Here is a 24,404-nt window from a genome sequence, read left to right on the forward strand (position 1 = left end):
AAAATGGTCTCTCTTTTTTCTTCATTTTTCAGTTATTATTTTAAATTTTTCAAAAATTAACTTGACTTAATTTTTTTTAATGTATATTAAAAGATAGGAGGAAAACAACTGTATGATACGTATCGAAAACCTCAGTGTCTCCTACAAAGAGACGTTGGCACTAAAGGATATTTCACTAGTGCTCCACGGACCGACTATTACCGGAATTATTGGTCCAAACGGTGCTGGAAAATCAACTTTATTAAAAAGTATGTTGGGAATTATCCCACACGAAGGTCAGGCCTATCTCGATGACAAAGAAGTCAAGAAATCGTTACATCGAGTTGCCTATGTCGAGCAAAAAATCCATATCGACTACAATTTCCCTATCAAGGTCAAGGAATGTGTCTCACTGGGACTCTATCCATCTATCCCGCTCTTCCACACTTTAAAGGCCAGCCACTGGAAAAAAGTGGCGGATGCACTTGAAATCGTTGGACTCTCAGACTATGCTGATCGCCAAATCAGTCAGCTCTCAGGAGGACAATTCCAACGTGTTTTGATTGCCCGCTGCTTAGTTCAGGAAGCTGACTACATCTTTTTAGATGAGCCTTTCGCTGGAATTGACTCGATCAGTGAAGAGATTATCATGAATACGCTGAGAGATCTTAAAAAAGCTGGTAAAACAGTTCTCATCGTCCATCATGACCTCAGCAAAGTCCCCCATTATTTTGACCAAGTTTTGCTTCTCAATCGAGAATTAATAGACCTTGGTCCAACTGAAGAAACCTTTACCGAAGCCAATCTTAAGAAGGCCTACGGTAACAAACTCTTTTTCAATGGAGGTGACCTATGTTAGCAGAATTTATCGATGGATTGCAACATTTCCATTTCCTACAAAACGCCCTGATAACAGCTATAGTCATCGGAGTCGTTGCTGGAGCCGTGGGATGTTTTATCATCCTGCGTGGAATGTCTCTCATGGGGGATGCCATCTCTCACGCTGTTTTGCCCGGCGTAGCCCTTTCCTTTATCCTGGGAATTGATTTCTTTATTGGAGCGATCATCTTTGGCTTGATGGCTTCCATCATCATTACCTACATCAAGGGAAACTCTATCATCAAGAGTGACACTGCCATTGGTATTACCTTTTCATCTTTCTTAGCCTTAGGTGTCATCTTGATTAGTGTTGCCAAGAGTTCGACAGACCTCTTCCATATCCTTTTTGGGAATATCCTCGCTGTCCAAGATACGGACATGTGGATCACCATTGGTGTGGGTGCAATCATTCTCTTGATTATCGGGATTTTCTTTAAACAACTATTGATTACATCCTTTGACGAACTCCTGGCTAAAGCCATGGGAATGCCCGTCAATTTCTACCACTATCTGCTCATGGTGCTCTTGACCCTTGTGTCAGTCACTGCCATGCAAAGTGTTGGAACTATTCTTATCGTGGCCATGTTGATCACCCCAGCTGCGACGGCTTACCTTTATGCGAATAGCCTAAAGAGCATGATTTTTCTTTCATCAACCCTAGGGGCAACCGCTTCTGTTTTGGGACTCTTTATCGGCTATAGCTTCAATCTCGCAGCAGGATCCAGCATCGTGCTCACATCTGCCAGCTTCTTTTTAATCAGTTTCTTTATCTCTCCAAAGCAACGATACTTGAAACTAAAAAATAAAAAAATCAATAAATAAGGGGAAACCCTTCTGGAGGAATCTAATGAAAAAATTAGGTACATTGCTTGTACTCTTTCTTTCCGTCATTGCACTTGTAGCATGTGCTAGCGGAAAAAAAGATGCTGCTTCTGGTCAAAAACTAAAAGTTGTTGCTACAAACTCAATCATCGCTGATATTACCAAAAATATCGCTGGTGACAAGATTGATCTTCACAGTATCGTTCCTGTTGGTCAAGACCCACACGAATACGAACCACTTCCTGAAGACGTTAAGAAAACTTCTCAAGCTGACTTGATTTTCTATAACGGTATCAACCTTGAAACAGGTGGCAATGCTTGGTTTACCAAATTGGTCGAAAATGCCAAGAAAACTGAAAACAAAGACTACTTTGCAGTCAGCGAAGGCGTTGATGTTATCTACCTTGAAGGCCAAAACGAGAAAGGCAAAGAAGACCCACACGCTTGGCTCAACCTTGAAAATGGGATGATTTATGCTAAAAATATCGCTAAACAGCTCATTGCCAAAGACCCAAGCAACAAGGAATTCTACGAAAAAAATCTCAAAGACTATACTGAAAAACTAGACAAACTGGACAAGGAAGCCAAAGAGAAATTTAACAATATCCCTGCTGAGAAAAAACTCATCGTAACCAGCGAAGGATGCTTCAAATACTTCTCTAAAGCCTACGGTGTCCCAAGTGCCTACATCTGGGAAATCAACACAGAAGAAGAAGGAACACCTGAACAAATCAAGACCTTGGTTGAAAAACTTCGCCAAACAAAAGTTCCATCACTCTTTGTTGAATCAAGTGTCGATGACCGTCCAATGAAGACTGTTTCACAAGACACAAATATCCCAATTTACGCACAAATCTTTACTGATTCAATCGCTGAAGAAGGTAAAGAAGGTGACAGCTACTACAACATGATGAAATACAACCTTGACAAGATTGCTGAAGGTTTGTCAAAATAATCCATTAAAAAACGTCATTCTCACCGAATTGGCGTTTTTTCAATTTCCGGTCAAATCATTGGAAAAATCTGACAATTCTCGGTAAAATAAAAGAAAAAAGAATGGAGTAGTTTATGACCACTTTTCTCGGAAATCCTGTAACCTTTACAGGTAAACAATTGCAAGTCGGAGACAAGGCACTTGACTTTTCTCTTACGACAACCGATCTCTCTAAAAAAAGTCTTGCCGACTTTGAAGGAAAGAAAAAAGTCTTGAGTGTTGTCCCATCTATCGATACCGGTATCTGCTCAACGCAAACACGTCGCTTCAACCAAGAACTAGCCAACCTTGACAATACTGTCGTTCTTACTGTTTCTATGGACCTACCATTTGCCCAAGGACGCTGGTGTGGGGCTGAAGGTCTTGACAATGCCATCATGCTTTCAGACTACTTTGACCATTCTTTCGGGCGCGATTATGCCCTCTTGATCAACGAATGGCATCTCCTTGCACGTGCCGTCTTTGTTCTCGATACTGACAATGTCATCCGTTATGTAGAATACGTTGACAATATCAACACGGAGCCAAACTTTGAAGCTGCTATTGCTGCAGTTAAAGAAATAGACTAAAATCACAAGCATTATGACAGAAAGCTAGAGAAATCTAGCTTTTTTTGGTATACTAGATGGAGAGAATATACAAGAGGAAACGAATGACTCCAAATAAAGAAGATTATTTAAAATGTATTTATGAAATCGGTACGGACATGCAAAAAATCACCAACAAAGAAATTGCTGCCCGTATGCAGGTCTCTCCACCTGCTGTAACAGAGATGATCAAACGCATGAAAAGTGAAAATCTCATCCTCAAGGATAAGGAGAACGGCTATCTATTGACAGATATTGGGCTCAAACTAGTCTCCGAACTCTATCGCAAACACCGGTTGATTGAAGTCTTTCTGGTTCACCATCTCGACTATACCAGTGACCAGATCCACGAAGAAGCTGAAGTCCTAGAGCACACTGTATCCGATCTCTTCGTAGAGAGACTGGATAAACTACTTGGCTTCCCTAAAACCTGCCCCCACGGAGGAACCATCCCAGCCAAAGGAGAGCTCTTGGTTGAAATTAACAACCTGCCTTTAGCAGATACCAAAGAAGCCGGTACCTATCTCCTGAATCGGGTTCACGATAGTTTTGACCTGCTTAAATACTTAGAAAAGCATGAAATTCATATCGGTGACCAAGTCCAAGTCAAGCAGTTTGATAATTTTTCCAATACCTTTACACTGGTCAACAAAGGTGAAGACCTCCAAGTTAGCATCGATATCGCCAAACAACTCTATGTCGAAAAAATCAACTAACCCCTTATTCCTGAAAGAAATTCCTTTCAGGGATTTTTTATTATTTTGCTTGTAAGTCCCATTCGTTTGATGTAGAATGAAGCTAGATAAAAGAGGGAGGTCTTCCTATGAAAAAGCTCTTTAGAATCCATTTTGCAGCCATTGCAGTCAGCGATTTGCTACTGTTAGCAATTTTTATCTCCAAAACCGATCTCTCTGTAGACTGGCTCCTGCTCTCTGGTTTTATTTTCATCCTTGCTCAGGGACTACTGCTATTTCGCTTGGTCAACCGACTCAAAAAACAGTTCGCTGAGATTTATCCTCAGATGAATAAAAAGTTTCGCTTCTACTATTTAGGAGTAGTCATCAGCGATTTTCTATTATTTGTCCTCTTAGCCTTCGCTAGTTCTCAGCGACTTTCCTCTCTTATGCCAATCGTCACTGGTTGTCATTCTACTTTATATTATATAACGGCTAGCCACCTAAGAGAAAACTATCCAGACTTTTACAATAAACACATCTCTTTCTGGGAGTGTCTATAAACAAAAACCAAGCCAGCTGGGCTTGGTTTTCTTATCTATTTTTAGTATCAAGAATGATGGTAACTGGTCCATCATTGACCAGCTCCACCTGCATATCCGCTCCAAAGATGCCTGTCTGAACGGGCACTTCCTGAGCTAGCTTTTGGTTGAAAGCCTCATAGAAGGCAGCTGCCATATCCGGCTTGGCGGCACCTGTAAAAGCTGGACGATTGCCCTTCTTGGTATCCGCAAAGAGGGTAAACTGAGAAATAGAAAGGATTTCCCCTTCAATATCCTGGACAGACAGGTTCATCTTGCCTTCTGCATCTGAAAAAATCCGCATATTGACAAGCTTTCTCACAGCATAGTCCAAATCTTCCTCTTGGTCCTCTGGACCTACACCGACCAGTAATAAAAGTCCCTGATTAATTTTCCCATGAACCTGACCTCCGATACTGACTTGGGCTTTCTTGACTCGTTGAATGATGATTTTCATAATAGCCTTTCTAGTAACTGAAGAGAGAATTAGCCGTTGGTCCGTTTAACAGAGTAGACCTCTGGTACACTCTTAATCTTGTCCACGACTGTGGTCAGTGTAGAGAGGTTGGAAATACCAAATGAGACATGGATATTAGCAAATTTCATATCCTTAGTTGGTTGAGCATTAACAGTTGAGATATTCTTGGTCGTGTTTGAGAGAACTTGTAAAACATCATTTAAGAGCCCTGTACGGTTGAGACCATAGATATCGATGTGGGCAGTGTATTCCTTGCTTGAGAATTGATCTTCCCATTCCACATCAAGGAGACGTTGCTCGTAGTTTTCTTGGGCGCGAAGGTTCATACAGTCCACACGGTGAATAGCTACACCGCGACCCTTGGTAATGTAGCCGACAATGTCGTCACCTGGCACTGGATTGCAACACTTGGCAATCCGAACTAGGAGACCTGAGGCTCCTTCAATGACCACGCCACCCTCATGCTTAACCTTGAGGGTTTCTTTATTTTCAACCTTAACTTCGCCACCTTTGACAAGCTCTTCTGCTTCCGCCTTGGCCTTGGCACGCTCTTCCTCACGGCGTTCCTTTTCTGTCAAACGGTTAAAGACGGTAATAGCGCCAATTTCTCCAAAACCAATGGCTGCATAGAGGGCTTCCTCTGTCTTGTAGCTGGTCTTTTGAAGAACCTCATCCATATGGCGCTTGTCCATGAATTTATTGGCTACATAGCCGTTTTCTTGGAACTGGGCCATCAACATTTCACGGCCCTTGTTAACGGATAATTCCTTGTCTTGATTTTTAAAGAACTGCCGAATCTTGTTGCGCGCCTTGCTGGTCTTGACCATGTTGAGCCAGTCACGACTCGGACCAAAGGAGTTGGGGTTGGTGATAATTTCAACCTGATCCCCTGTCTTGAGCTTGGTTGTCAGTGGAACCATACGGCCATTGACCTTGGCGCCAGTCGCTTTTTCACCGACTTTGGTATGGATTTCATAGGCAAAGTCAATCGGTCCTGAATCTTTTGGAAGGGAACGAACTGCACCATCTGGAGTAAAGACGTAAATCTCCTCCGCCAGATAGTTTTCTTTAACAGAGTCCACAAATTCCTTGGCATCATCAGCCTGGTCTTGGAGCTCCATCATCTCCTTGATCCAGTTCATCCCAATAGCAGATTCCTTGCTGTTGACCTGCCCTTTAATGCCTTTCTTATAAGCCCAGTGAGCCGCAACCCCGTACTCAGCCACTTCGTGCATTTCCTTAGTCCGAATCTGGAATTCAATCGGCCCTTTTGGTCCATAGACAGTCGTATGGATAGACTGGTAACCGTTGGCCTTGCGGTTAGCGATATAGTCTTTGAAGCGACCTGGCATAGGTTTCCAAAGTTCATGCACATACCCCAGCATGGCATAGACATCACTTTGGGTATCCAAGATACAGCGAATGGCAATCAGGTCATAAATCTCCTCAAAGCGTTTCTTCTTATCCTGCATCTTGCGGTAGATCGAATAGATATGCTTAGGACGACCATAGATTTTCCCTTTGAGATTGCGTTCGGTAGCGTAGTCTTCCAACTTGGTTACGACTTCATCGACCAAAGCCTCACGTTCTCTGCGTTTTTCCTTCATCATGTGGGTGATCTTGTAAAACTCAGTTGGGTTGAGGTAACGGAAAGATAGATCTTCCAACTCCCACTTGACACTGGAAATCCCTAGACGATGAGCAAGTGGTGCGTAAATTTCCATGGTTTCTCTGGAAATACGCTCTTGCTTGTCCTTTCGCAGGTGTTTGAGAGTCCGCATATTGTGCAAACGGTCCGATAATTTAACCAAGATAACACGGATATCCTCTGACATGGCCATAAGCATCTTGCGGTGATTTTCCGCCAATTGTTCCTCGAGTGATTTGTACTCAACCTTACCAAGCTTGGTCACCCCATCAACGATAATCCGAACATCATGACCGAACTCTCTCTCCAGATCATCCAGTGTCGCATCTGTGTCCTCAACCACGTCATGCAAAAAACCACAGGCAACTGTTACGGCATCCAGCTTGAGCTTAGCCAGAATTCCTGCTACCTGAATGGGATGGATAATATAGGGCTCACCTGATTTCCGAAACTGCCCACTATGACAATCAACTGCGTAAATCAATGCTTTTTGTACAAAAGCAACGTCTTCCTTTGTTAAATATTCTCTCGTTAAAGCGACTACCTGATCGCCCGTCAAATTCACTTCTTTCGGCATCTATACTCTCCAATTCTTCCTACCATTTTATCACTTTTTTAAGGATATGAAAACTAGAAAAGCCTGTTTTTATGCCAATACCAATCATTAAAAAAACACTGCCAGATTTCTCTAGCAGTGTTTTGACATTTCATTTGCTTAGTAGACAGTTTTTTCAGTTTCTACGTCGAAGAAGTGTGCTTTGTTCAAGTCAAATCCAAGTTCAACTGTTGCACCTGTTTGCAAGTAGTCACGAGCATCCACTTTTGCAACAAATTCATCTTTACCAACTTGGCAGTAAAGGTGAGATTCTGAACCAAGCAATTCTGATACAGAGATAGTTGCTTTAACAACTGATTCTGGGAATGTTTCAAGGAAAGCAGGTTCTGCATTCACATCTTCTGGACGAATACCGAAAATCAATTCTTTACCTTCATAGCCTTTATCACGAAGAACTTTCAATGCTCCTTCTGGAACTTTCAAGCGGAAACCGTCAGAAACAATTTCACCACCAACCAATTTCACATTGATGAAGTTCATAGCTGGGCTTCCGATGAATCCTGCAACGAACTTGTTAACTGGGTTTTTGTAAACTTCTTGAGGGGTACCGATTTGTTCAACACGTCCGATAGTACCTGTACCAGCAGGGTTCTTAGTAGCTGACATGATAACGATACGGTCTGCAAGAGTCATCGCTTCTGTTTGGTCGTGGGTTACGTAGATAGTTGTAGCTCCGATACGACGGTGGATTTTCGCGATTTCAGCACGCATGGATACACGAAGTTTGGCATCCAAGTTTGACAAAGGTTCGTCCATCAAGAATACTTTTGCATCACGGACGATGGCACGACCCATGGCAACACGTTGACGTTGACCACCTGAGAGGTCAGCAGGTTTACGATCCAAGAATTCTTTCAAACCAAGGATTGCTGCTGCTTCTTGAACACGTTTGTCGATGTCTTCCTTGCTGTATTTACGCAATTTCAAACCGAAAGCCATGTTGTCATATACAGTCATGTGTGGATAAAGAGCGTAGTTTTGGAATACCATGGCGATGTCACGGTCTTTTGGAGCTACGTCGTTGACAACCACGCCATCGATAGATGCAGTACCTTCTGTGATGTCTTCAAGACCAGCAATCATACGAAGAGTTGTTGATTTACCACATCCTGAAGGACCTACGAAAACGATAAATTCTTTATCTTTGATGTCCAAGTTGAAGTCTTCAACTGAGTAGTGTTCGCTGTTTGGATATTTTTTGTAAATGTTTTTAAGATTTAATTCTACCATCGAGGTGAACTCCTTTTATTTTTTGATAGCTTTATTATAGATGAAAACGCTTTACTTTTCTATGGCAAGGTGACCAAAAAAATAAAAAAGTTCTGTGCAACTTGCACAAAACTTTAAAGAATATCTGGTAAAATCAACTGATAACACAAGGTCAAGTCGGTCAATTCCTTCAACTGTAGCCCTGTCAATTCTTCCCATTTGTCAATCTTGTATTGGAGAGAATTGCGGTGCAGATAGAGTTGCTGGGCCGTTTTAGTTAGGACAGCACTGTTTTCCCAGAGAGAAAGGATAATTTCCTGAATCTGATCCTGATCCAAAATCATCTGATGCAGGTATTCTTTAATGACTCTCAGTTCCACAAGTCTTTCCCCCATACTCCATAGATAGAGCTGTGAAAAGGTGTGTACACCTTGGTGACCTTGGCGCCACCAAGCTTTAAACAAATCCCGCTCCGCTTTGATTAAGTCTGATAGGGCTTGAGGGCCTGTCTGAGACCAAACCTGGCCTAACATGATAGACAGACGAAGGCCAAAGTCATACTCAACCGCTTCAATCATATCAGATAAGATTGAGCGAACAGAGCTATATTTATCTTGTTGAAGAACAAATACATAATCCTGAGCCCCAACCTGTAGCACTGTCTGGCAGTTGGGAAAAAGAGTCCGCATCATGTCTAGCCAAGAGGATAGATTTTCCTGTTGGTAATAGGATAGATGGCAATAAACCAGCTGAATCTTTTTGAAAGTTTGCGGTGCCTGCCCCTTCCCCTCAATCAAATAGGAATACCAAGGATTGAGCGAACGAGCCTGCTCCTGCTGGGTTAAAAGGGCAATTAACTGCTTTTCACGTTCAGTGAGATTGGACTCCTCCAGTAAAACCCACTGATTTGAGGATCCCGGAAGCGTCAGATAGCCTTCCTTGTCGACTGGCTGGTCTACGATTTGAGCTTGTGGAAACCAATCTAGTAATTCTTTTGCAATCATTCCTAGCCCTCCACTTTTTGGATGCACCAAGAAATTATGGTCTCTAGGCGCTCCACATTTTCAGTCAGATGGAGATAGCCCATCACCGCCTCAAAGCCAGTAGACATGCGGTAAGTCACCACATCTGCATTTTTAGCCTTTGTGTGACTATTGGTATTGCGGCCACGTTTGTAGATTTCTTCTTCTTTTTCCGTCAGGACTTGCTCTTCCAACATGAGGGAAATCAAGCGAGCCTGAGCCTTGGCTGACACATACTTAGTCGCCTCTTGGTGGAGTTTGTTGGGTTTGGTCATGCCTTTAAGGATGAGATGGCGACGGATATACATGGAATAAACCGCATCTCCTTCGAAGGCAAGCGCAATCCCGTTAATGAGATTGACATCAATCACGAGTCCACCTCACTCCATCCTTGGTGTCAAGGAGCTTAATTCCTTGAGCAGCCAATTGGTCACGGATTTGGTCTGCTGTCGCAAAGTCACGATTGGCACGCGCTTCTTGGCGCTTTTGGATCAAGGCTTCAATGTCTGCATCCAAAACTTCCTCAACAAAGACAATCCCAAAGACCTCTAACATAGCCGCAAGAGCTTCCTTAACACTTGCATCATAGTTGCCGGAGTTGATCCATTTTGCCATTTCAAAGACAACTGTGATACCATTTGCGGAGTTGAAATCCTCATCCATAGCGGCTACAAACTTATCTTTAAAGTCCTGTAACTCTTGGGTATCCACGTTTCCTGTAAATGGTTGTTCGTAAGTGATCTTCAGATATTTGAGATTAGTCTCGGCGTCTCGCACTGCTTTTTCGGTAAAGTTGATTGGCTTGCGGTAATGCTGAGTGGCAAAGAAGAAACGAAGGACTTGGCCATCGATGGTTTTGAGGGCATCATGGACAGTGATAAAGTTGCCCAAGGACTTGGACATCTTGACATTGTCGATATTGACAAAGCCATTGTGTATCCAGTAGTTGGCAAAAGTCTTACCTGTTTTAGCTTCTGACTGGGCAATTTCATTGGTATGATGCGGAAACTCCAGATCGGCTCCACCACCGTGAATATCAATGGTATCTCCCAAAATCTCTGTCGACATGACCGAACACTCGATATGCCAGCCTGGACGACCAGGTCCCCAAGGACTGTCCCAAGAAATCTCGCCTGGTTTGGCAGTCTTCCAAAGGGCAAAGTCCACAGGATTTTCCTTACGAGCCGTTTCTTCATCGGTACGACCTGAAGCACCCAGCTCCAAATCTTCCAAGGTTTTATTGGCTAACTTGGCATAGTTATGAGATTTTTCCACACGGAAGTAAACATCCCCTTGACTCTCGTAGGCAAAGCCTTTTTCAATCAAGTCTTCCACAAAACGGATAATGTCAGCCATAAACTCGACTACTCGTGGATGGCGAGTCGCAGGTTTTACGCCCAAGGCCGTCACATCCTCACGAAAGGCCGCGATGTACTTGTCCGCAACCTCCTGAGGTGTGATGCCTTCTTCCTTGGCGCGATTGATAATCTTATCATCTACATCTGTAAAATTGGAAATATAATTGACCTCAAATCCCCGATACTCAAAGTAGCGACGAACAGTGTCAAAAGCTACTGTTGAGCGGGCATTGCCCACGTGAATATAGTTGTATACCGTAGGCCCACAGACATACATCTTAACCTTACCGTCCTCGATCGGGACAAATTCTCGCAAATCACGAGACATAGTGTCGTAAATTTTAATCATGCGGTCCACTCCCTTCTCTATTTCTGACTTTTTCGGCTGAAAACCATCTCTGCAAAAGGACCAAATTGTCTGAGGCTATCCAATTGGTAAAAGCGCTGCCCTTCCTCTTGGGTAAAGAGGGGAACCCCCTTTCCTAGGATAAGGGGCGCTATCTGAATAATGAGGTGGTCGAAAAGATCCGCATCCAAGAGCGGTCCTACCAAGGAATTACCACCAATCACAAAGACATTTTTTCCTTTGTCAATCTGATGAACAAAGTCCACCACATCCCCAGCTACTGGCTGGTAATTGCTGACAGGCAGGTGCCTATCATGCGTAAAGACATAGTTCTCCGTAGCTTGATAAAAACTTTCTACATCTTGCAAATCTTGGATTTCCTCAAAGGTCCGCTTGCCCATGATGGTGATATCCATTTGCCTGTAAAAGTCATCATAGCCTGTATCCTCTACAGAACCAAGCTGATGCAGCCAGTCTATCCTGTGCTGGCTGTCTGCCAAGTAGCCATCCATGGTGATACAGCCGTAAAAATATACTGCCATTCTTGTAGTTACCTTTCTAGTTCCTTTGCTATTGTCAAAGCGATAGTGAAAAAAGTCATGGCATCAGCTGTCCGCTCTTCATGGCGGGCATCCCAGGTTCGGTTATGATGATCCACATAGTCAGCTGTGTAGAAGAACTGATAGACTTTACTCTTGCGAAATTGACTCCAAGCCATGATAGCTGAAGCTTCCATGTCCACCACTTGAGCTCCAGCAGCCAAGCGACGTTTGACCTTATCAGGCGTTTCTCGATAAAAGGCATCAGTCGTCCAAGACTTGGTGCGGATATGCTCGATATTGTGCTTGTCAAAGATGGCTTCCAGCTCAATCAGCAGAGACTCGTCATAGGCGACTTCGTCACCCGGTGGGGCATAGTGATAGCTAGTTCCTTCATCTCGCAATGCAGCTGCAGGCAGGATAATTTTATCCGCCTCAATTGAGCGGTCCAAAACGCCACAGGAACCTAAAATGATGAAATTTTTGAAGCCTCTGGCCGCCAACTCCTCCAGCTGGCCGACTATCATGGGAGCCCCAATTGGAGCCAACATAACTGCTAGCTTGCTAGGTCCTTGGCCATAAATATACCATGGATGATGGCCGTTTATGCTTTTCAAATAGCCTCCCGGATAGACATCTTCTGACTCAATCAAACGTTTCAGAATTTCGCCATTAAAGGACAGAATGATGGTTTCGCATACCTCTCCCTTGTCATGGACTGGCTTTTCAGTTGGCTCAATAACTGCTGCTACATCTTCAAATTCCTCTAATAGCATAACTTCTCTTTCTTTAAGGCTCCAGCAAATCCGCCTTCATTTTATTTAGACGGCGCAGTTTGGTCTCATCTTTTTTGGCTTCACTGATATAATGAGCCCATTCACGCTGGTGGCTAGGTGGCAGTTTAATAAAGCGCTCCTTAGCAAGACCATCCAAGCGTTCTTGCAACTCAAGAACTGCCTGGTTCAAAATTGCATCTGATAAATCTGACATAGTTCTTACCTCCTGTCATACTTCACCTCGATAACTTTGCTACCCTATCCTACAGACTTGATGAATGGTGACTGGCTTCTCTAGCATGCTCGAGTTTATTGACGTAGTACTCTCGTTTTTCTTCGACTTCGTGGATCGTTGGTTCATCCTTCTGTCCATGAACTCGGACGATCTTAGCCGGAATACCGACAACCGTCACATCACTAGGTACGTCTGCCACGACTACTGCAGCAGCACCGACTTTGGCATTTTCACCGATTTCTACCGGTCCGATGACTTGGGCATGGGCTGATATGAGAGCTCCTTTACGCACAGTCGGATGGCGTTTGCCAACATCCTTCCCTGTCCCACCAAGTGTTACTCCGTGATAGAGAAGAACGCCTTTTTCAACAATCGCCGTCTCTCCAATCACCAGACCTGAACCATGGTCGATAAAAACACCTGAGTCAATCTGGGCACCCGGATGAATCTCGATTTGGGTCCAAAAACGCCAAAACTGACTGTGCATCCGAGCTAGGAGTTTGAAGCCGTGCTTCCATAGAAAATGCGAGAGACGGTGGGCAGCTAAGGCCTTGACACCTGGATAAGTCAGCAAAACTTCCAAACTGTTGCGTGCCGCTGGATCATTTTCTTTTACAATATCAATGGTTTCGCGCCACCATCCCATACATTTCTCCTTTTCTTATTCTGAATCTTTTGGTGTTTCTGTAAATTCTTTCTTCGGTTTGTGGTCCTTGTGATGACGTGGACGGTGAGGTCTCTCAGACTTTTCACCTTTTTCATCATGCTCAGGTTTTGGAGGACGAGGAAGAAGAGCTTTCATAGAGGCATCGATACGGCCTTTTTCATCAATCTTGATAACCTTAACATCGACTTCATCACCGATAGCTACCAAGTCCTCGACACGGTTGGTACGAGTCCAAGCCATTTCAGAAATGTGCACAAGTGCATCTGTCTTATCAAAGAGGTTGACAAAGGCACCAAATTTCTCGATACGAACAACCTTGGCATGGTAAACTTCATCCACTTTGGCTTCACGAACCAAGCCAGCAATAATTTCTTTGGTACGGTTAATGGCATCTTGGTCGCTAGAGTAGATAGAAACATTACCTTCTTCGTCGATATCGATTTTAACGCCTGTTTCAGCGATAATCTTATCGATGGTTTCTCCACCTTTACCGATGACAATCTTAATCTTGTCCACATCAATCTTGATGGTATCAATTTTCGGTGCAGTTGGAGCCAATTCTGGACGAACTTCTGGAATCGTTGCTTCAATCACATCAAGGATTTCAAAACGCGCTTTCTTGGCTTGAGCAAGAGCCTCAGTCAAGATTTCTGCAGTAATCCCTTGGATCTTGATATCCATTTGAAGGGCTGTAATCCCGTCACGAGTACCGGCAACTTTAAAGTCCATATCACCGAAGTGGTCTTCCAATCCTTGGATATCTGTCAATACTGTGTAGTTGTTTCCGTCGGAGATGAGACCCATGGCAATACCAGCTACCGGCGCCTTGATTGGCACACCACCAGCCATAAGGGCAAGAGTTCCCGCACAGATAGAAGCTTGAGATGAAGAACCATTTGATTCCAAAACCTCAGCTACCAAGCGGATCGCATACGGGAATTCTTCCAAACTTGGCAAGACTTGAGCAAGAGCACGCTCACCGAGAGCACCGTGACCAATTTCACGACGACCTGGTGCACCATAACGACCTGTTTCCCCTACAGAGTATTGTGGGAAGTTATAGTGGTGCATAAAGCGTTTCTTGTACTCTGGATCCAAACCATCGATGATTTGCGTTTCTCCCATCGGAGCCAAGGTCAAAACTGAAAGAGCCTGAGTTTGTCCACGAGTGAAGAGACCGGAACCATGCACACGAGGAAGGAAGTCAACAACCGCATCCAAAGGACGGATTTCATCGACCTTACGACCGTCAGGACGAACCTTGTCTTCTGTGATCAAACGGCGCACTTCAGCATGTTCCATTTGTTCCAAGATTTCAGCTACATCACGCATGATACGGTCAAATTCTTCGTGGTCTGCATACTTTTCTTCGTAAACTGCTGTGACTTGGTCTTTCACTGCTTGAGTTGCAGATTCACGAGCCAATTTTTCTTCTACTTGAACCGCTTTTTGAAGGTCACTGTTGTAAGCTTCGGTGATTTCAGCTTGTAATTCAGCATCCACATGAAGCAATTCCACTTCTGCTTTTTCCTTACCAACTGCGGCAACGATTTCTTCTTGGAAGGCAATCAATTCTTTAACGGCTTCATGTCCTTTTAGAAGGGCTTCCAACATGATTTCTTCTGACAATTCTTTGGCACCAGACTCAACCATGTTGATAGCATGCTTGGTCCCAGCTACTGTCAATTCAAGAAGCGAACGCTCTGCTTGTTCTTGACTTGGGTTGATGATGATTTGACCATCTACATAGCCCACTTGTACCCCAGCGATTGGTCCGTCAAATGGAATATCTGAGATAGAAAGTGCCAAGGATGAACCAAACATAGCTGCCATTGGTGCAGAGGCATTTTCATCATAAGAAAGGACCGTGTTGATCACTTGCACTTCATTACGAAAACCTTCCGCAAACATAGGGCGGATTGGACGGTCAATCAAACGCGCTGTCAAAGTCGCATCAGTTGAAGGACGTCCTTCACGCTTCATAAAGCCACCAGGAAACTTCCCAGCCGCATACATTTTTTCTTCGTAGTTGACCTGGAGAGGGAAGAAATCCCCAGTTGCCATCTTCTTAGACATAACGGCAGCAGTCAAGACAGTTGACTCACCGTAACGCACGACAACAGAGCCATTTGCTTGCTTAGCAACCTGACCAGTCTCTACAACCAACTCACGACCCGCAAAAGTCGTTTGAAACACTTGTTTTGTCATTTTAATCCCCTTTGGATTGATGAAATTATACGCCTTGCCTACAAAGATCAAGATATTTTGGACGGTTCGGCTTGCCGAACATTTCTGTAGAAAAATAGGAAGGTGACGCCGCACTCGATGAGTGCTAGGAAGCTTATCTTTTTTCCTAAGAAATGAGACCAAAATTCAATTAAGTAGTTTTTTTGATATTTCACTGGAATAGTGCGGACGGAAGGTAAAATTATCCAGTGGATGATTTTAGAAATCCAGGGAATTTCATCCCTTATTTTTTAGCCTGAAGTCTAAAAAATTCCGTCCTAGAAAATAACAGAGTTATTCTCTAGGATACCACTATAGCGTGAAATATCTTTTAAATACTCACTCCGTTCGTGTTTTTTGAGACACCTATTATCATATTTTGTTTAAAAAATAATCCACTTTAAACAAATTTCTACAATCTAAATACCCTCATCTTTGTATCAAGTACGTACAGAGTCTATTTTATCATATTTTTCTTAAAAAGTGCGGGCTTTTCTATTAAAAAGGAACCATTCCCCCATGAAAAGAGGAATGGTTTGTTGTTTATTTTATTTAGCAAATTCTTTGGCTTTCGCAACTGCCATTTTTCATTTAAAAGCATGTAAATGACAAGCTGCCGTCTCAGTGGTTAAAGAATCGATTACCCTAAAGACTGATGATTAAACAAGGCATGGGTTGCTTGGTGAATGTATTTTGCTGTTTCAGCATTGTTCATGGTGTAGAGATGCACACCTGCGACATCCTGTGTGACTAAGTCCACGATCTGATCCACTGCGTAGGCAAGTCCTGCTGCTCTGAGTGACTCAGGGTCATGCTCATACTTGTCTAAGATGGCCTTGAATTTTCGTGGAAGGTGGATATTCTCACACGTTTTCAAGAGACGAAGCGCTTGATTACGGTTCAGAATGGGCATGATACCCGCATGAATAGGAACATCAATCCCTGCCAAGGTACACTTGTCTTGAAAATCATAGAAACGCTCATTGTCAAAGAAAAGTTGCGTTACAAGACTTGAACAGCCTGCATCCACTTTCTTCTTGAGATTTTGAATATCTGAGATTTGATTTGGAGAATCTGGATGCCCCTCTGGGTAGCAAGCGCCAACAATATCAAAGTGAGGAGCTTGTTCCTTGATGAACTCGATCAAGTCCGTTGCGTAGCGGAAATCCTTTTGTGGTTCCACATCAGGGATAATATCTCCACGCAAGGCCAAGATTTTCTGTACCCCAACCTTATCCAAGTCTGCAATGGTTTCAGCAACCTTTTCCTTGGTCAGATAGATAGCTGGCAAGTGGGCAATGGTTGGAATCGCCAAGTCATTCTGGATAAAGTCAGCCAAACGAACCGTTGTTTCCTTGATATTAAATTTATTATTGCTGGCGGTCACACTGATAAAATGCGGTGTCAGCTCCCGCATATCCTGCAAGGCTGAAATAATATTATCATTACCCACAGCTGGGTTTGGAGGGAACACTTCAAATGAAAGTGACGGCGTTTGGCGTGACATAGTCATTATCCTTTTCTAGTTTTCTAGTTGATTTCTTACTGATCAACCATGTATGGAGAAATGTCTTTTCTTACAATTTCTCACGCGCAGCTTTGGCTGCTTCGACAAGGCGGATCAAGCTTTCTTTTGTTTCTGGAATACCACGTGTTTTCAAACCACAGTCAGGGTTAATCCAAACTTTCTTGCTTGGAACTTTAGCAAGAATAGCATCGATTGTGTGGTCGATTTCGCCTTCATTTGGCACACGAGGTGAGTGGATATCGTAAACCCCAGGTCCCACTTCTGTTTGGAAGTTTTTCGCTTTGAGTTCGTCCAAGATTTCAAGGTTTGAACGGCTTGCTTCAAAGGAAATAACGTCCGCATCCATGTTGTCGATAGCTGGGATGATATCTGTAAATTCTGAGTAACACATGTGGGTGTGGATTTGAGTATCTGGTGCAACTGTAGAGTGTACCAAGCGGAAGGCTGGAATAGCCCAGTCAAGGTAGTCTTCGTACCAGTCGCTACGACGGAGTGGCAATTTCTCACGAAGAGCAGCCTCATCGATTTGGATAATCTTCACGCCTGCAGCTTCAAGGTCAAGAACTTCATCCTTAATAGCAAGAGCGATTTGAAGAGTAGAATCCTTGATAGAGATGTCTTCACGTGGGAATGACCAGTTGAGGATGGTAACCGGTCCAGTTAACATACCTTTAACAGGTTTGTCAGTACGGCTTTGTGCGTAGCTAGACCATTTGACAGTGATTGGGTTGAGACGAGTCACATCACCCCAGATGATTGGTGGTTTCACCCCACGCATACCGTATGATTGTACCCAACCATTCTTAGAGAAGAGGTAACCTGACAAGTTTTGACCGAAGTACTCAACCATGTCGTTACGCTCGAACTCACCGTGTACAAGCACGTCAAATCCAACTTCTTCTTGCCATTTGATCCATTCGTCGATGGTTTCAGCAAGGAAGGCATCGTATTCTTCTTGTGATAATTCACCCTTACGGAAGGCCAAACGTTTAGCACGGACTTCTTTTGTTTGAGGGAATGAACCGATGGTTGTTGTTGGAAGAGCTGGAAGTTTAAAGGCTTCTTCTTGGATAGCTTCACGCTCTGAAAAGGCTGGCAAACGAGTGTAGTCAGCGTCTGTCAATCCAGCGATGCGCGCACGAAGTTCCGCATTTTCACCAACACGTTCAGTCGCAAAGAGTTCTTTGTTAGCAGCAAGAGCCTCTGCGCCTTGACCATTGCGGATAGCATCCAAATCACGAATCTCATCCAATTTTTCAACTGCAAAAGCAAAGTGGTTCAAGATAGCTGGTTCAAATTCTTCGTTAGCAGTTGTAAATGGCACATGAAGAAGTGAGCATGAACTTGTCAAAACAATGTTTTCAGCTGGGATTTGCTCAAGAACAGCCAAGCTCTTTTCGTAGTTGTTGCGCCAGATGTTCTTACCATTGACGATACCTGCATAGAGAGTCTTGTCAGCTGGGAAACCACTTTTAACGAGTTCAAGAGTTTTCTTACCTTCAACGAAGTCAAGACCAATGGCATCTACTGGCAAGTTCACAAGGTCAGCGTAAATGTCACGAACGTCTCCGAAGTAAGTTTGAAGCAAGACTTCAAGACCTTTTTTGTCAGCCAAGAGTTTGTTGTAGAGGTTCAAGAAAAGAGCCTTTTCTTCAGCTGTCAAGTCTTTGACAAGAGCTGCTTCGTCCAATTGGATACGAGTCGCACCAAGCTCCGCCAATTTAGCAAAAACTTCTTGGTAAGCAGCTACTAAGCTATCTACGAAGTCTTCTGCTTTCACACCGTCTTCAAAGTCTGACAATTGAAGGAAAGTGAACGGACCTACAAGGACTGGACGAGTGTTGAGACCAAGTTCTTTTGCTTCTTGGAACTCATCAAAAATCTTGTGACCAGCCAATTTAACTTGAGTGTCTTTTTCAAATTTAGGAACGATGTAGTGGTAGTTGGTGTTGAACCATTTCTTCATCGGAAGGGCACGAACATCCCCTTTTTCTCCTTGGTAACCACGACCCAAAGCAAAGTAACGCTCAAGATCAGATAATTCTAAGTTTTGTACTGATGCAGGAACTACGTTGAAAAGGAAAGCAGCATCAAGGAAGTTGTCATAGTGAGAAAAGTCATTTGATGGAATTTCAGTGATGCCTTTTTCTTTGACGATGTTCCAGTGTTTTGCACGCAAGTCTTTTGCTGCTGCAAGGAGTTCTTCTTCTGAGATTTCTTTTCTAAAATATTTTTCAGTTGTAAATTTTAATTCGCGGAATTCACCCAAACGAGGGAAACCGATGATCGTAGTTGACATGATGTGTCCTCCAAAATTTGTTGTTGAAACTATCTTAACAGAAAAGAAACTGTCTGTATAATTGTAAATAATTAGGCTTTGATATAGTTTGAAACTATATCACTCTTTTGATCAAAAGAAAAAGACTTGAGACCAGTGTCTCAAATCCTTTGTATAGCTTGTTTTGTGGCTGTATTTTAGTTAGAATACTAAAACGTGTTATTAATAATTCTTATAAGTGACTATGGCTTGTTATTAGAAAAGACTATAGGTCTATCCCCTTGTCTCGGAGATTATCTAAGCACTCCTCATAGTATCCTGTATCATGCTCACTATAGATGGGACTGGTTAGCTTCTCCTCGGGTAAGTCTTGATAAGGAGGGCAGGTCTTGCCACGGTAGTTCTTATCCAGCCACTCTGGACTGACATTGTAGCCACGGTCAGCCATCTCCTCCATGATCAAGTCATGATAGGCATAGAGACGATAGGGCGAGTGAGTAAAGACATAGTCCACCGTCGCATGCTTTCTGCCCCAGCCATTGCCACGTAGGGCGCAGCACTCTCGATGTTGCCCCAAAAGTTGAGGACGAGGAAGTTGCGAAATCAAAGCCTCATGCCAAAGTCTCATGGGAGTCTCCTTTCAGTAAAGTCGAATGTTGCAAGTAGGTATTTGGATAGCGATCAAGCAAGTCTCGAGTCTTAGCAATCAAGTCTTCCTTAGAAGCCTGACCAAAGCGGTAGCGATCCAGCAAGAGCATATAGTCTTTGCGCTCAACATCTGTCGCTTTCTTTTTGAAATAGCCCCAAATATGCTGAAAGGCATTGCAAACCTGACCCCTATGCTCAGGAATTTGGCAAGCACGGTCAATCAGTTCTTGAACATGGCTGACCTCCACCACTTCATTCTTGAGATATTGGCGAATCTCATTATAAATATTGCTGGAATGGCTCAAAACGAGGTATTTGTTTCTAGCCCAGAGTTGTTGGCAAAGGGCACGTTGGTTGTTATTATTCATAATTGACATTATACCATGATTACTCTAAGAACTCTGCCATTTTTACATCGTAAGCATTTTGAAGATTGAGCCAAGTTTTCATCGAAATATTGGTAAGTTTCTCTAACTTCTGAGCAATCTCATTACTAATTGACTGCTCACCTTTCACTAATTTTCTGATCATCTTTGGCGATACCCCCAACTTCTCCGCAAATTCTTTCTGGGTCATGTTATAATCTTCAATTAGCTCTCCAATATATTGACCTGGGTGGAAAGCAATTAGGTCTTTGTATTCAATAATTTTATTAGTCATATTCACCATTTAATCACGTGTTGTTCAATATTACTATTAACTGATTTATCTTTTTTAGAAATTTCAAGAATAATTTCTCTATGAAGTTCTTTTATATTTTTAATTAGCATGCCTCGACTAAAATTTTGAATATTAGTCTGAGATAAAACAATTTCGATTATTCTATTATCAATGACCTTTTGATAATATTTTTGGTTCACGCTAGGAGGAGTCAATATAGGTGACCATCCATCTAATTTTTCAGATATATATAACTGATTATTAAGCATTTCATCATCCATGTGAAAATTTCCTCCAAATCCAATCCCCTCTTTACTTACTCCTATAACTAGAACGTTACTTTGATTTTGCTGAATAACTTGTTTGTTCCCAGTTAAAAGCCATAAAAATTCAAAATAATCTTCTGCACTCGGACAATCCTCTAATGAAAAATAACCATTCTCTTTTAAAGTTATTACCGGCTGTGCTGAACCTGTCATTCCAACCAAAACTTTATTATTTACTTTAAAAACCTTTGACGTTTTTTCACTCGTAATTTCATCCGAATTACTCATTCTCATGTCTCCTGAAATAATTGCAAAATTTCTAAAAACAGTTCCAATTACACAAGACAATGTCATTCACCTCCTTAATAGCAAGTTTATCCAAAAATACATTTCTTAATTTTAAAAATTGCTCCTTAAAAACAGATACAAGGATGTTGGTATCTGGATCTCTTTCTGCAATTTCCTTCCCATTGCGAGGAAGATATGTATAGCCCATACGCATGAGATGTAGAGCTGCTGGGATTTGTACCCTGGTTAGTTCAGAAAAATCTTTTCTCTTTGCCATAAAAAACCTTTCTTAAGCTTTGTAAGAATAGTTTATTCTAAACGCTTCATTCTATTCAACTGTTTCAACTATTAAAAATTTATTTTCTCTATTATTATATCATGTTTCAGATGGATTTTCCCATACGCTCCTACTCCAACTGGCTTTTAACCTTCTTCTTAGTCAAGGTACGGTCATTTTTATTGGAGAGAGCTTTGATACGAGCTTCGAGAAGGATTTTCCGCCCGGCCTCTGTTCGTGTATAGACGAGGTGATAACGTCCGATAGTTGGTCTCAGAAAGTCGAGGAATTTCTGTGCTTCTTCCTTGCGCTTGTCAAAAAGACTAGGCACGACATAGTAAAGTGACTGACCTTGTCGGACTTTCTCTGCCTTCAAGAGATAGCGCTGATTGTCCACTGGAGCAAAGAACTCTCCCACAGTCTGCGCAAACAGCTCCTTGTCCCTCATGCTTCCTCCCTTGAGATAGGCGAAAACCATATAATTTTCCTTGTCCTCCTCTACATGAACACGGGATTGATCGTCCGTTAGATGCTCTGAATCTAGCAGAGCCTTTCGGATCTGCTCACCCAGAGATTGCAAACGTTTATAGGGACTTTTATAACGGAGGTAGCGCCAAGATGCAAAGACCAAAAAGAGGAGACAGGCTGCTGTAAGCCACCAAACACCAATCAGTCTCAGTCTAAATAGCAAGACCAACAAATCTACTGCCAACAAGAGCAATGACATGCGAACCCATTTTAATGCATCAAGCAAGAGCATAACTGGGATTTTCTGTTTTTGGGTTGCGACTTCTGTAACTATCTCGAACTGATCCGCTACGACAAGAGCATCTTGCCATTTTTTTCTCAAGCCTGCTCGATCCTTGGAGAGACTCTTAACTCGCTCATTGTACTCACTAATTTGCTTTTTCTTAAAAGGGGGCTTTGGAAAATCCAAACGATCCAAACCGGTCTCAATACTCTCCTGATTATAAGCCAATCCAAGAAAATGCTCCATCCGTCGCGACAAGGTCTGCAGATCCTGATTGCTCTCTGGTCTAGGCTCCTCACCAGGAAGAGTGATAAGTGCTTGCGCTTGAACGGCTACCAGATGCCAGATGTTGCTGGTCTTTTCTGGATGCCCCGGCCAGATACGAATGGCACGCCCGCGCATCTGGTTACTCAGCATAAAGCTCCCCACAAAGCTTCCGAGGATTAGGGAATTAACACAAGGAGCATCCCAACCCTCTCCGAGGAGAGATTTGGTTCCGACTAGGACCTGAATCTGTCCTCGTTGAAAAAGGTCCGTCACTGCCGCTACGATTCCCTTAGCTGAGCTCGGAAAACCTACCTGCACATAATCTTTTGGATCTAAGTGACCAATAGATGAGAAACTAAGAGGAACCTGAGGCAAGAGCTCCTTCAACTCTGCTGCTACATCGGTAGGCAAAATAACGACACTACCTGACAAGACAGCCAAAGACACAGGTATCTCTTGCTCCTGAGCTTTTCGACGAATGCTTTCAAAATAAGGGAGAACCCCCAACTGAGAAATGGTTGCCTGATTATCTCCCAGATAAGTAGCAAAATCCTTGCGAATATAGTCAGCTAGTACTAACTGTCTCAGTTCCTGACCTAGACTCTCATACTCCGTCAAAAAGATATCGGCAATGGCAGACAACTTCCCCAGAGATTGGGTTAAAAGCTGATCGGAAGCCTTGGACTTAACCAGATAAACCTGACGTTTTTCCACCAACCCACGCGCCTTCAAGTCAGCCTCTAACTTTTTCCTATATCCATCTGGATCCTCATACCAATCTGGTGTCTGATAGAGTATGCTCTGCAACAGCGTCTCCAGCCAGTAGGAGGTCAATGCTGGAAGCTTCTGGGTTCGCAGTAAATTTTGTAAAGAGGAAGGAATCGTTAAACCCTGAGAATGCATATAAATCAACATAGCAGACAAGTACTTGGGATCTTCTAAGAGCAAATCAGATGAAATATCCCCTTTGAGGACCTTAGACCCTGCTACAAACGTTTGAAAATCAGGATCAACTATAAGGTGGTGAATATAGTCCCACTTAGTCTCCTCAAACCGTTTGAGACGTTCCGCCTCTTCAGCTGTTGGTGAACACATATAGACAAAATCCTGATGAGGGCAAAGAGTGTCTTCCTTGACTAGTTCAGGTACCGTGATTTCTTGATCAATCTCCCCACACATACGGATATAGCGTTCCCAGAGTTCTGGCTCGCTGTCATAAGGTGGTGTGGCTGTCAGGGAGATGAGTTTCAGCGGTCCATACTGCTTGCGAAAGGCTTCCAGACTTTTCCACCATTCATTGCGCAGGTGGTGGCATTCGTCCAAACAAAGAGTCGCAACTTTCTGAGCTCTTAGGCTTGCAAGCAAATCAAACCCCACAAAATCCTCTGCTTCTCCATCTTCTTGTGATTGAAGTTGGTTCATGGCACTATGAAAAGCCTGATAGGTCACAATTGTTAATGCCTTCATCTCCTTTAAGTTTTGGGAAACGAGGTCTGAAAGCCTCTGACCATCCTCTAGAAAAGCAGTTTGGATCCTATCTACCCATTGTTCGCGAATGGTGACAGTCGGAACTAAGATGAGGGCTGGGTTGCCAAAACGAGCGATTAGCTCGATACCAATGGTTGTCTTTCCAGACCCTGGAGCGGCCACTAGATGAACATGACCGTCTGCTTGATAGTCCTGAAAACAATCCAAGACCTGTTTTTGATATTGGCGCCAGCTTCCTTTAAAGTTTAAACCTAACATGATACCCCTCATTCTATACCGTCATTTTCTTATTCTCATTTTACCACACTTATTTCTCC

Annotated in this window: 23 protein-coding genes and 2 pseudogenes; 6 read left to right on the forward strand and 19 right to left on the reverse strand. The window is 43.1% G+C overall.

All coding sequences use genetic code 11. From position 1 onward, the window contains the following. Positions 1–112 precede the first annotated feature (112 nt). The 6 genes from SOR_RS07355 (at position 113) to SOR_RS07380 (ending at position 4,498) form a co-directional block, all read left to right on the forward strand. A complete protein-coding gene (locus tag SOR_RS07355) occupies positions 113–838 on the forward strand; it encodes a metal ABC transporter ATP-binding protein (protein ID WP_000619159.1) in 726 nt (241 codons plus the stop codon). After that, positions 832–1,680 carry a metal ABC transporter permease gene (locus tag SOR_RS07360; RefSeq protein WP_000878992.1) on the forward strand — a complete coding sequence of 283 codons (849 nt, stop codon included), beginning with the start codon at positions 832–834 and terminating at the stop codon, positions 1,678–1,680. Before SOR_RS07355 ends, SOR_RS07360 begins: the two co-directional genes overlap by 7 nt. A 25-nt stretch (positions 1,681–1,705) precedes the next feature. Further along, on the forward strand, positions 1,706–2,635 hold the full coding sequence (locus SOR_RS07365; RefSeq protein WP_000733079.1) for a metal ABC transporter substrate-binding protein: 930 nt from the start codon (positions 1,706–1,708) through the stop codon (positions 2,633–2,635). A 113-nt stretch (positions 2,636–2,748) separates the two neighbouring features. Further along, positions 2,749–3,243 carry a thiol peroxidase gene (gene tpx / locus SOR_RS07370; RefSeq protein ID WP_000206534.1) on the forward strand — a complete coding sequence of 165 codons (495 nt, stop codon included), beginning with the start codon at positions 2,749–2,751 and terminating at the stop codon, positions 3,241–3,243. Positions 3,244–3,326: 83 nt separating this feature from the next. Continuing rightward, positions 3,327–3,977 carry a metal-dependent transcriptional regulator gene (locus SOR_RS07375; protein ID WP_000188530.1) on the forward strand — a complete coding sequence of 217 codons (651 nt, stop codon included), beginning with the start codon at positions 3,327–3,329 and terminating at the stop codon, positions 3,975–3,977. Between the two features lie 107 nt (positions 3,978–4,084). Next, positions 4,085–4,498 (forward strand): hypothetical protein, encoded by a 414-nt coding sequence (locus tag SOR_RS07380; RefSeq protein ID WP_000732779.1) that lies wholly within the window; start codon positions 4,085–4,087, stop codon positions 4,496–4,498. 31 nt (positions 4,499–4,529) lie between these two features. On the opposite strand, the gene dtd is transcribed toward SOR_RS07380, so the two are convergent. From dtd to SOR_RS07475, 19 genes and pseudogenes are all read right to left on the reverse strand, one after another. Continuing rightward, positions 4,530–4,973, reverse strand: a complete 444-nt coding sequence (gene dtd / locus SOR_RS07385; RefSeq protein ID WP_000691427.1) for a D-aminoacyl-tRNA deacylase — start codon at positions 4,971–4,973, stop codon at positions 4,530–4,532. A gap of 29 nt (positions 4,974–5,002) precedes the next feature. After that, positions 5,003–7,219, reverse strand: a complete 2,217-nt coding sequence (locus SOR_RS07390) for a RelA/SpoT family protein (RefSeq protein ID WP_001123779.1) — start codon at positions 7,217–7,219, stop codon at positions 5,003–5,005. A 138-nt stretch (positions 7,220–7,357) separates the two neighbouring features. Then, positions 7,358–8,488: an ABC transporter ATP-binding protein gene (locus SOR_RS07395; protein ID WP_000229940.1), complete on the reverse strand. Its 1,131-nt coding sequence runs from the start codon at positions 8,486–8,488 to the stop codon at positions 7,358–7,360. A gap of 113 nt (positions 8,489–8,601) precedes the next feature. After that, positions 8,602–9,471 carry a helix-turn-helix domain-containing protein gene (locus SOR_RS07400; protein WP_000560734.1) on the reverse strand — a complete coding sequence of 290 codons (870 nt, stop codon included), beginning with the start codon at positions 9,469–9,471 and terminating at the stop codon, positions 8,602–8,604. A 2-nt stretch (positions 9,472–9,473) separates the two neighbouring features. Next, positions 9,474–9,860 (reverse strand): Mini-ribonuclease 3, encoded by a 387-nt coding sequence (locus tag SOR_RS07405; protein ID WP_000567925.1) that lies wholly within the window; start codon positions 9,858–9,860, stop codon positions 9,474–9,476. Further along, a complete protein-coding gene (gene cysS / locus SOR_RS07410) occupies positions 9,853–11,196 on the reverse strand; it encodes a cysteine--tRNA ligase (RefSeq protein WP_000591115.1) in 1,344 nt (447 codons plus the stop codon). Before cysS ends, SOR_RS07405 begins: the two co-directional genes overlap by 8 nt. A gap of 17 nt (positions 11,197–11,213) precedes the next feature. Beyond that, positions 11,214–11,735, reverse strand: a complete 522-nt coding sequence (locus SOR_RS07415; protein WP_000301975.1) for a dihydrofolate reductase family protein — start codon at positions 11,733–11,735, stop codon at positions 11,214–11,216. Positions 11,736–11,743: 8 nt separating this feature from the next. Then, entirely contained in the window at positions 11,744–12,508 is a 765-nt protein-coding gene (locus tag SOR_RS07420; RefSeq protein WP_000923405.1) for a nucleoside phosphorylase, read from the reverse strand. 13 nt (positions 12,509–12,521) lie between these two features. After that, the gene (locus tag SOR_RS07425) at positions 12,522–12,722 is read right to left on the reverse strand and encodes a YdeI/OmpD-associated family protein (RefSeq protein WP_002882686.1); all 201 of its coding nucleotides are present in this window, start codon (positions 12,720–12,722) and stop codon (positions 12,522–12,524) included. Between the two features lie 49 nt (positions 12,723–12,771). Then, positions 12,772–13,389 carry a serine O-acetyltransferase gene (cysE, locus tag SOR_RS07430; RefSeq protein ID WP_000539959.1) on the reverse strand — a complete coding sequence of 206 codons (618 nt, stop codon included), beginning with the start codon at positions 13,387–13,389 and terminating at the stop codon, positions 12,772–12,774. A 15-nt stretch (positions 13,390–13,404) separates the two neighbouring features. Further along, entirely contained in the window at positions 13,405–15,618 is a 2,214-nt protein-coding gene (gene pnp, locus SOR_RS07435; protein WP_000166434.1) for a polyribonucleotide nucleotidyltransferase, read from the reverse strand. A gap of 658 nt (positions 15,619–16,276) precedes the next feature. Beyond that, entirely contained in the window at positions 16,277–17,143 is an 867-nt protein-coding gene (metF, locus tag SOR_RS07440) for a methylenetetrahydrofolate reductase [NAD(P)H] (RefSeq protein ID WP_000089973.1), read from the reverse strand. A gap of 70 nt (positions 17,144–17,213) precedes the next feature. Continuing rightward, the gene (gene metE / locus SOR_RS07445) at positions 17,214–19,463 is read right to left on the reverse strand and encodes a 5-methyltetrahydropteroyltriglutamate--homocysteine S-methyltransferase (RefSeq protein ID WP_000108236.1); all 2,250 of its coding nucleotides are present in this window, start codon (positions 19,461–19,463) and stop codon (positions 17,214–17,216) included. 244 nt (positions 19,464–19,707) lie between these two features. Further along, entirely contained in the window at positions 19,708–20,070 is a 363-nt protein-coding gene (locus SOR_RS07450; RefSeq protein WP_001241790.1) for a TIGR02328 family protein, read from the reverse strand. Next, entirely contained in the window at positions 20,054–20,458 is a 405-nt protein-coding gene (locus SOR_RS07455; RefSeq protein ID WP_013670267.1) for a YbgA family protein, read from the reverse strand. Before SOR_RS07455 ends, SOR_RS07450 begins: the two co-directional genes overlap by 17 nt. Positions 20,459–20,480: 22 nt before the next feature. After that, positions 20,481–20,750, reverse strand: a pseudogene (locus SOR_RS07460) (HigA family addiction module antitoxin); the annotation flags it as partial. Positions 20,751–20,752: 2 nt separating this feature from the next. Further along, positions 20,753–21,304: a hypothetical protein gene (locus SOR_RS07465; RefSeq protein WP_000071345.1), complete on the reverse strand. Its 552-nt coding sequence runs from the start codon at positions 21,302–21,304 to the stop codon at positions 20,753–20,755. A gap of 52 nt (positions 21,305–21,356) precedes the next feature. Then, positions 21,357–21,581: pseudogene (locus tag SOR_RS07470) on the reverse strand (hypothetical protein); the annotation flags it as partial. A gap of 130 nt (positions 21,582–21,711) precedes the next feature. Continuing rightward, the gene (locus SOR_RS07475; protein WP_000901149.1) at positions 21,712–24,345 is read right to left on the reverse strand and encodes a DEAD/DEAH box helicase family protein; all 2,634 of its coding nucleotides are present in this window, start codon (positions 24,343–24,345) and stop codon (positions 21,712–21,714) included. Positions 24,346–24,404 lie beyond the last annotated feature (59 nt).

The organism is Streptococcus oralis Uo5 (assembly GCF_000253155.1).
In the GTDB taxonomy this organism is placed as follows: Bacteria; Bacillota; Bacilli; order Lactobacillales; family Streptococcaceae; genus Streptococcus; species Streptococcus oralis_L.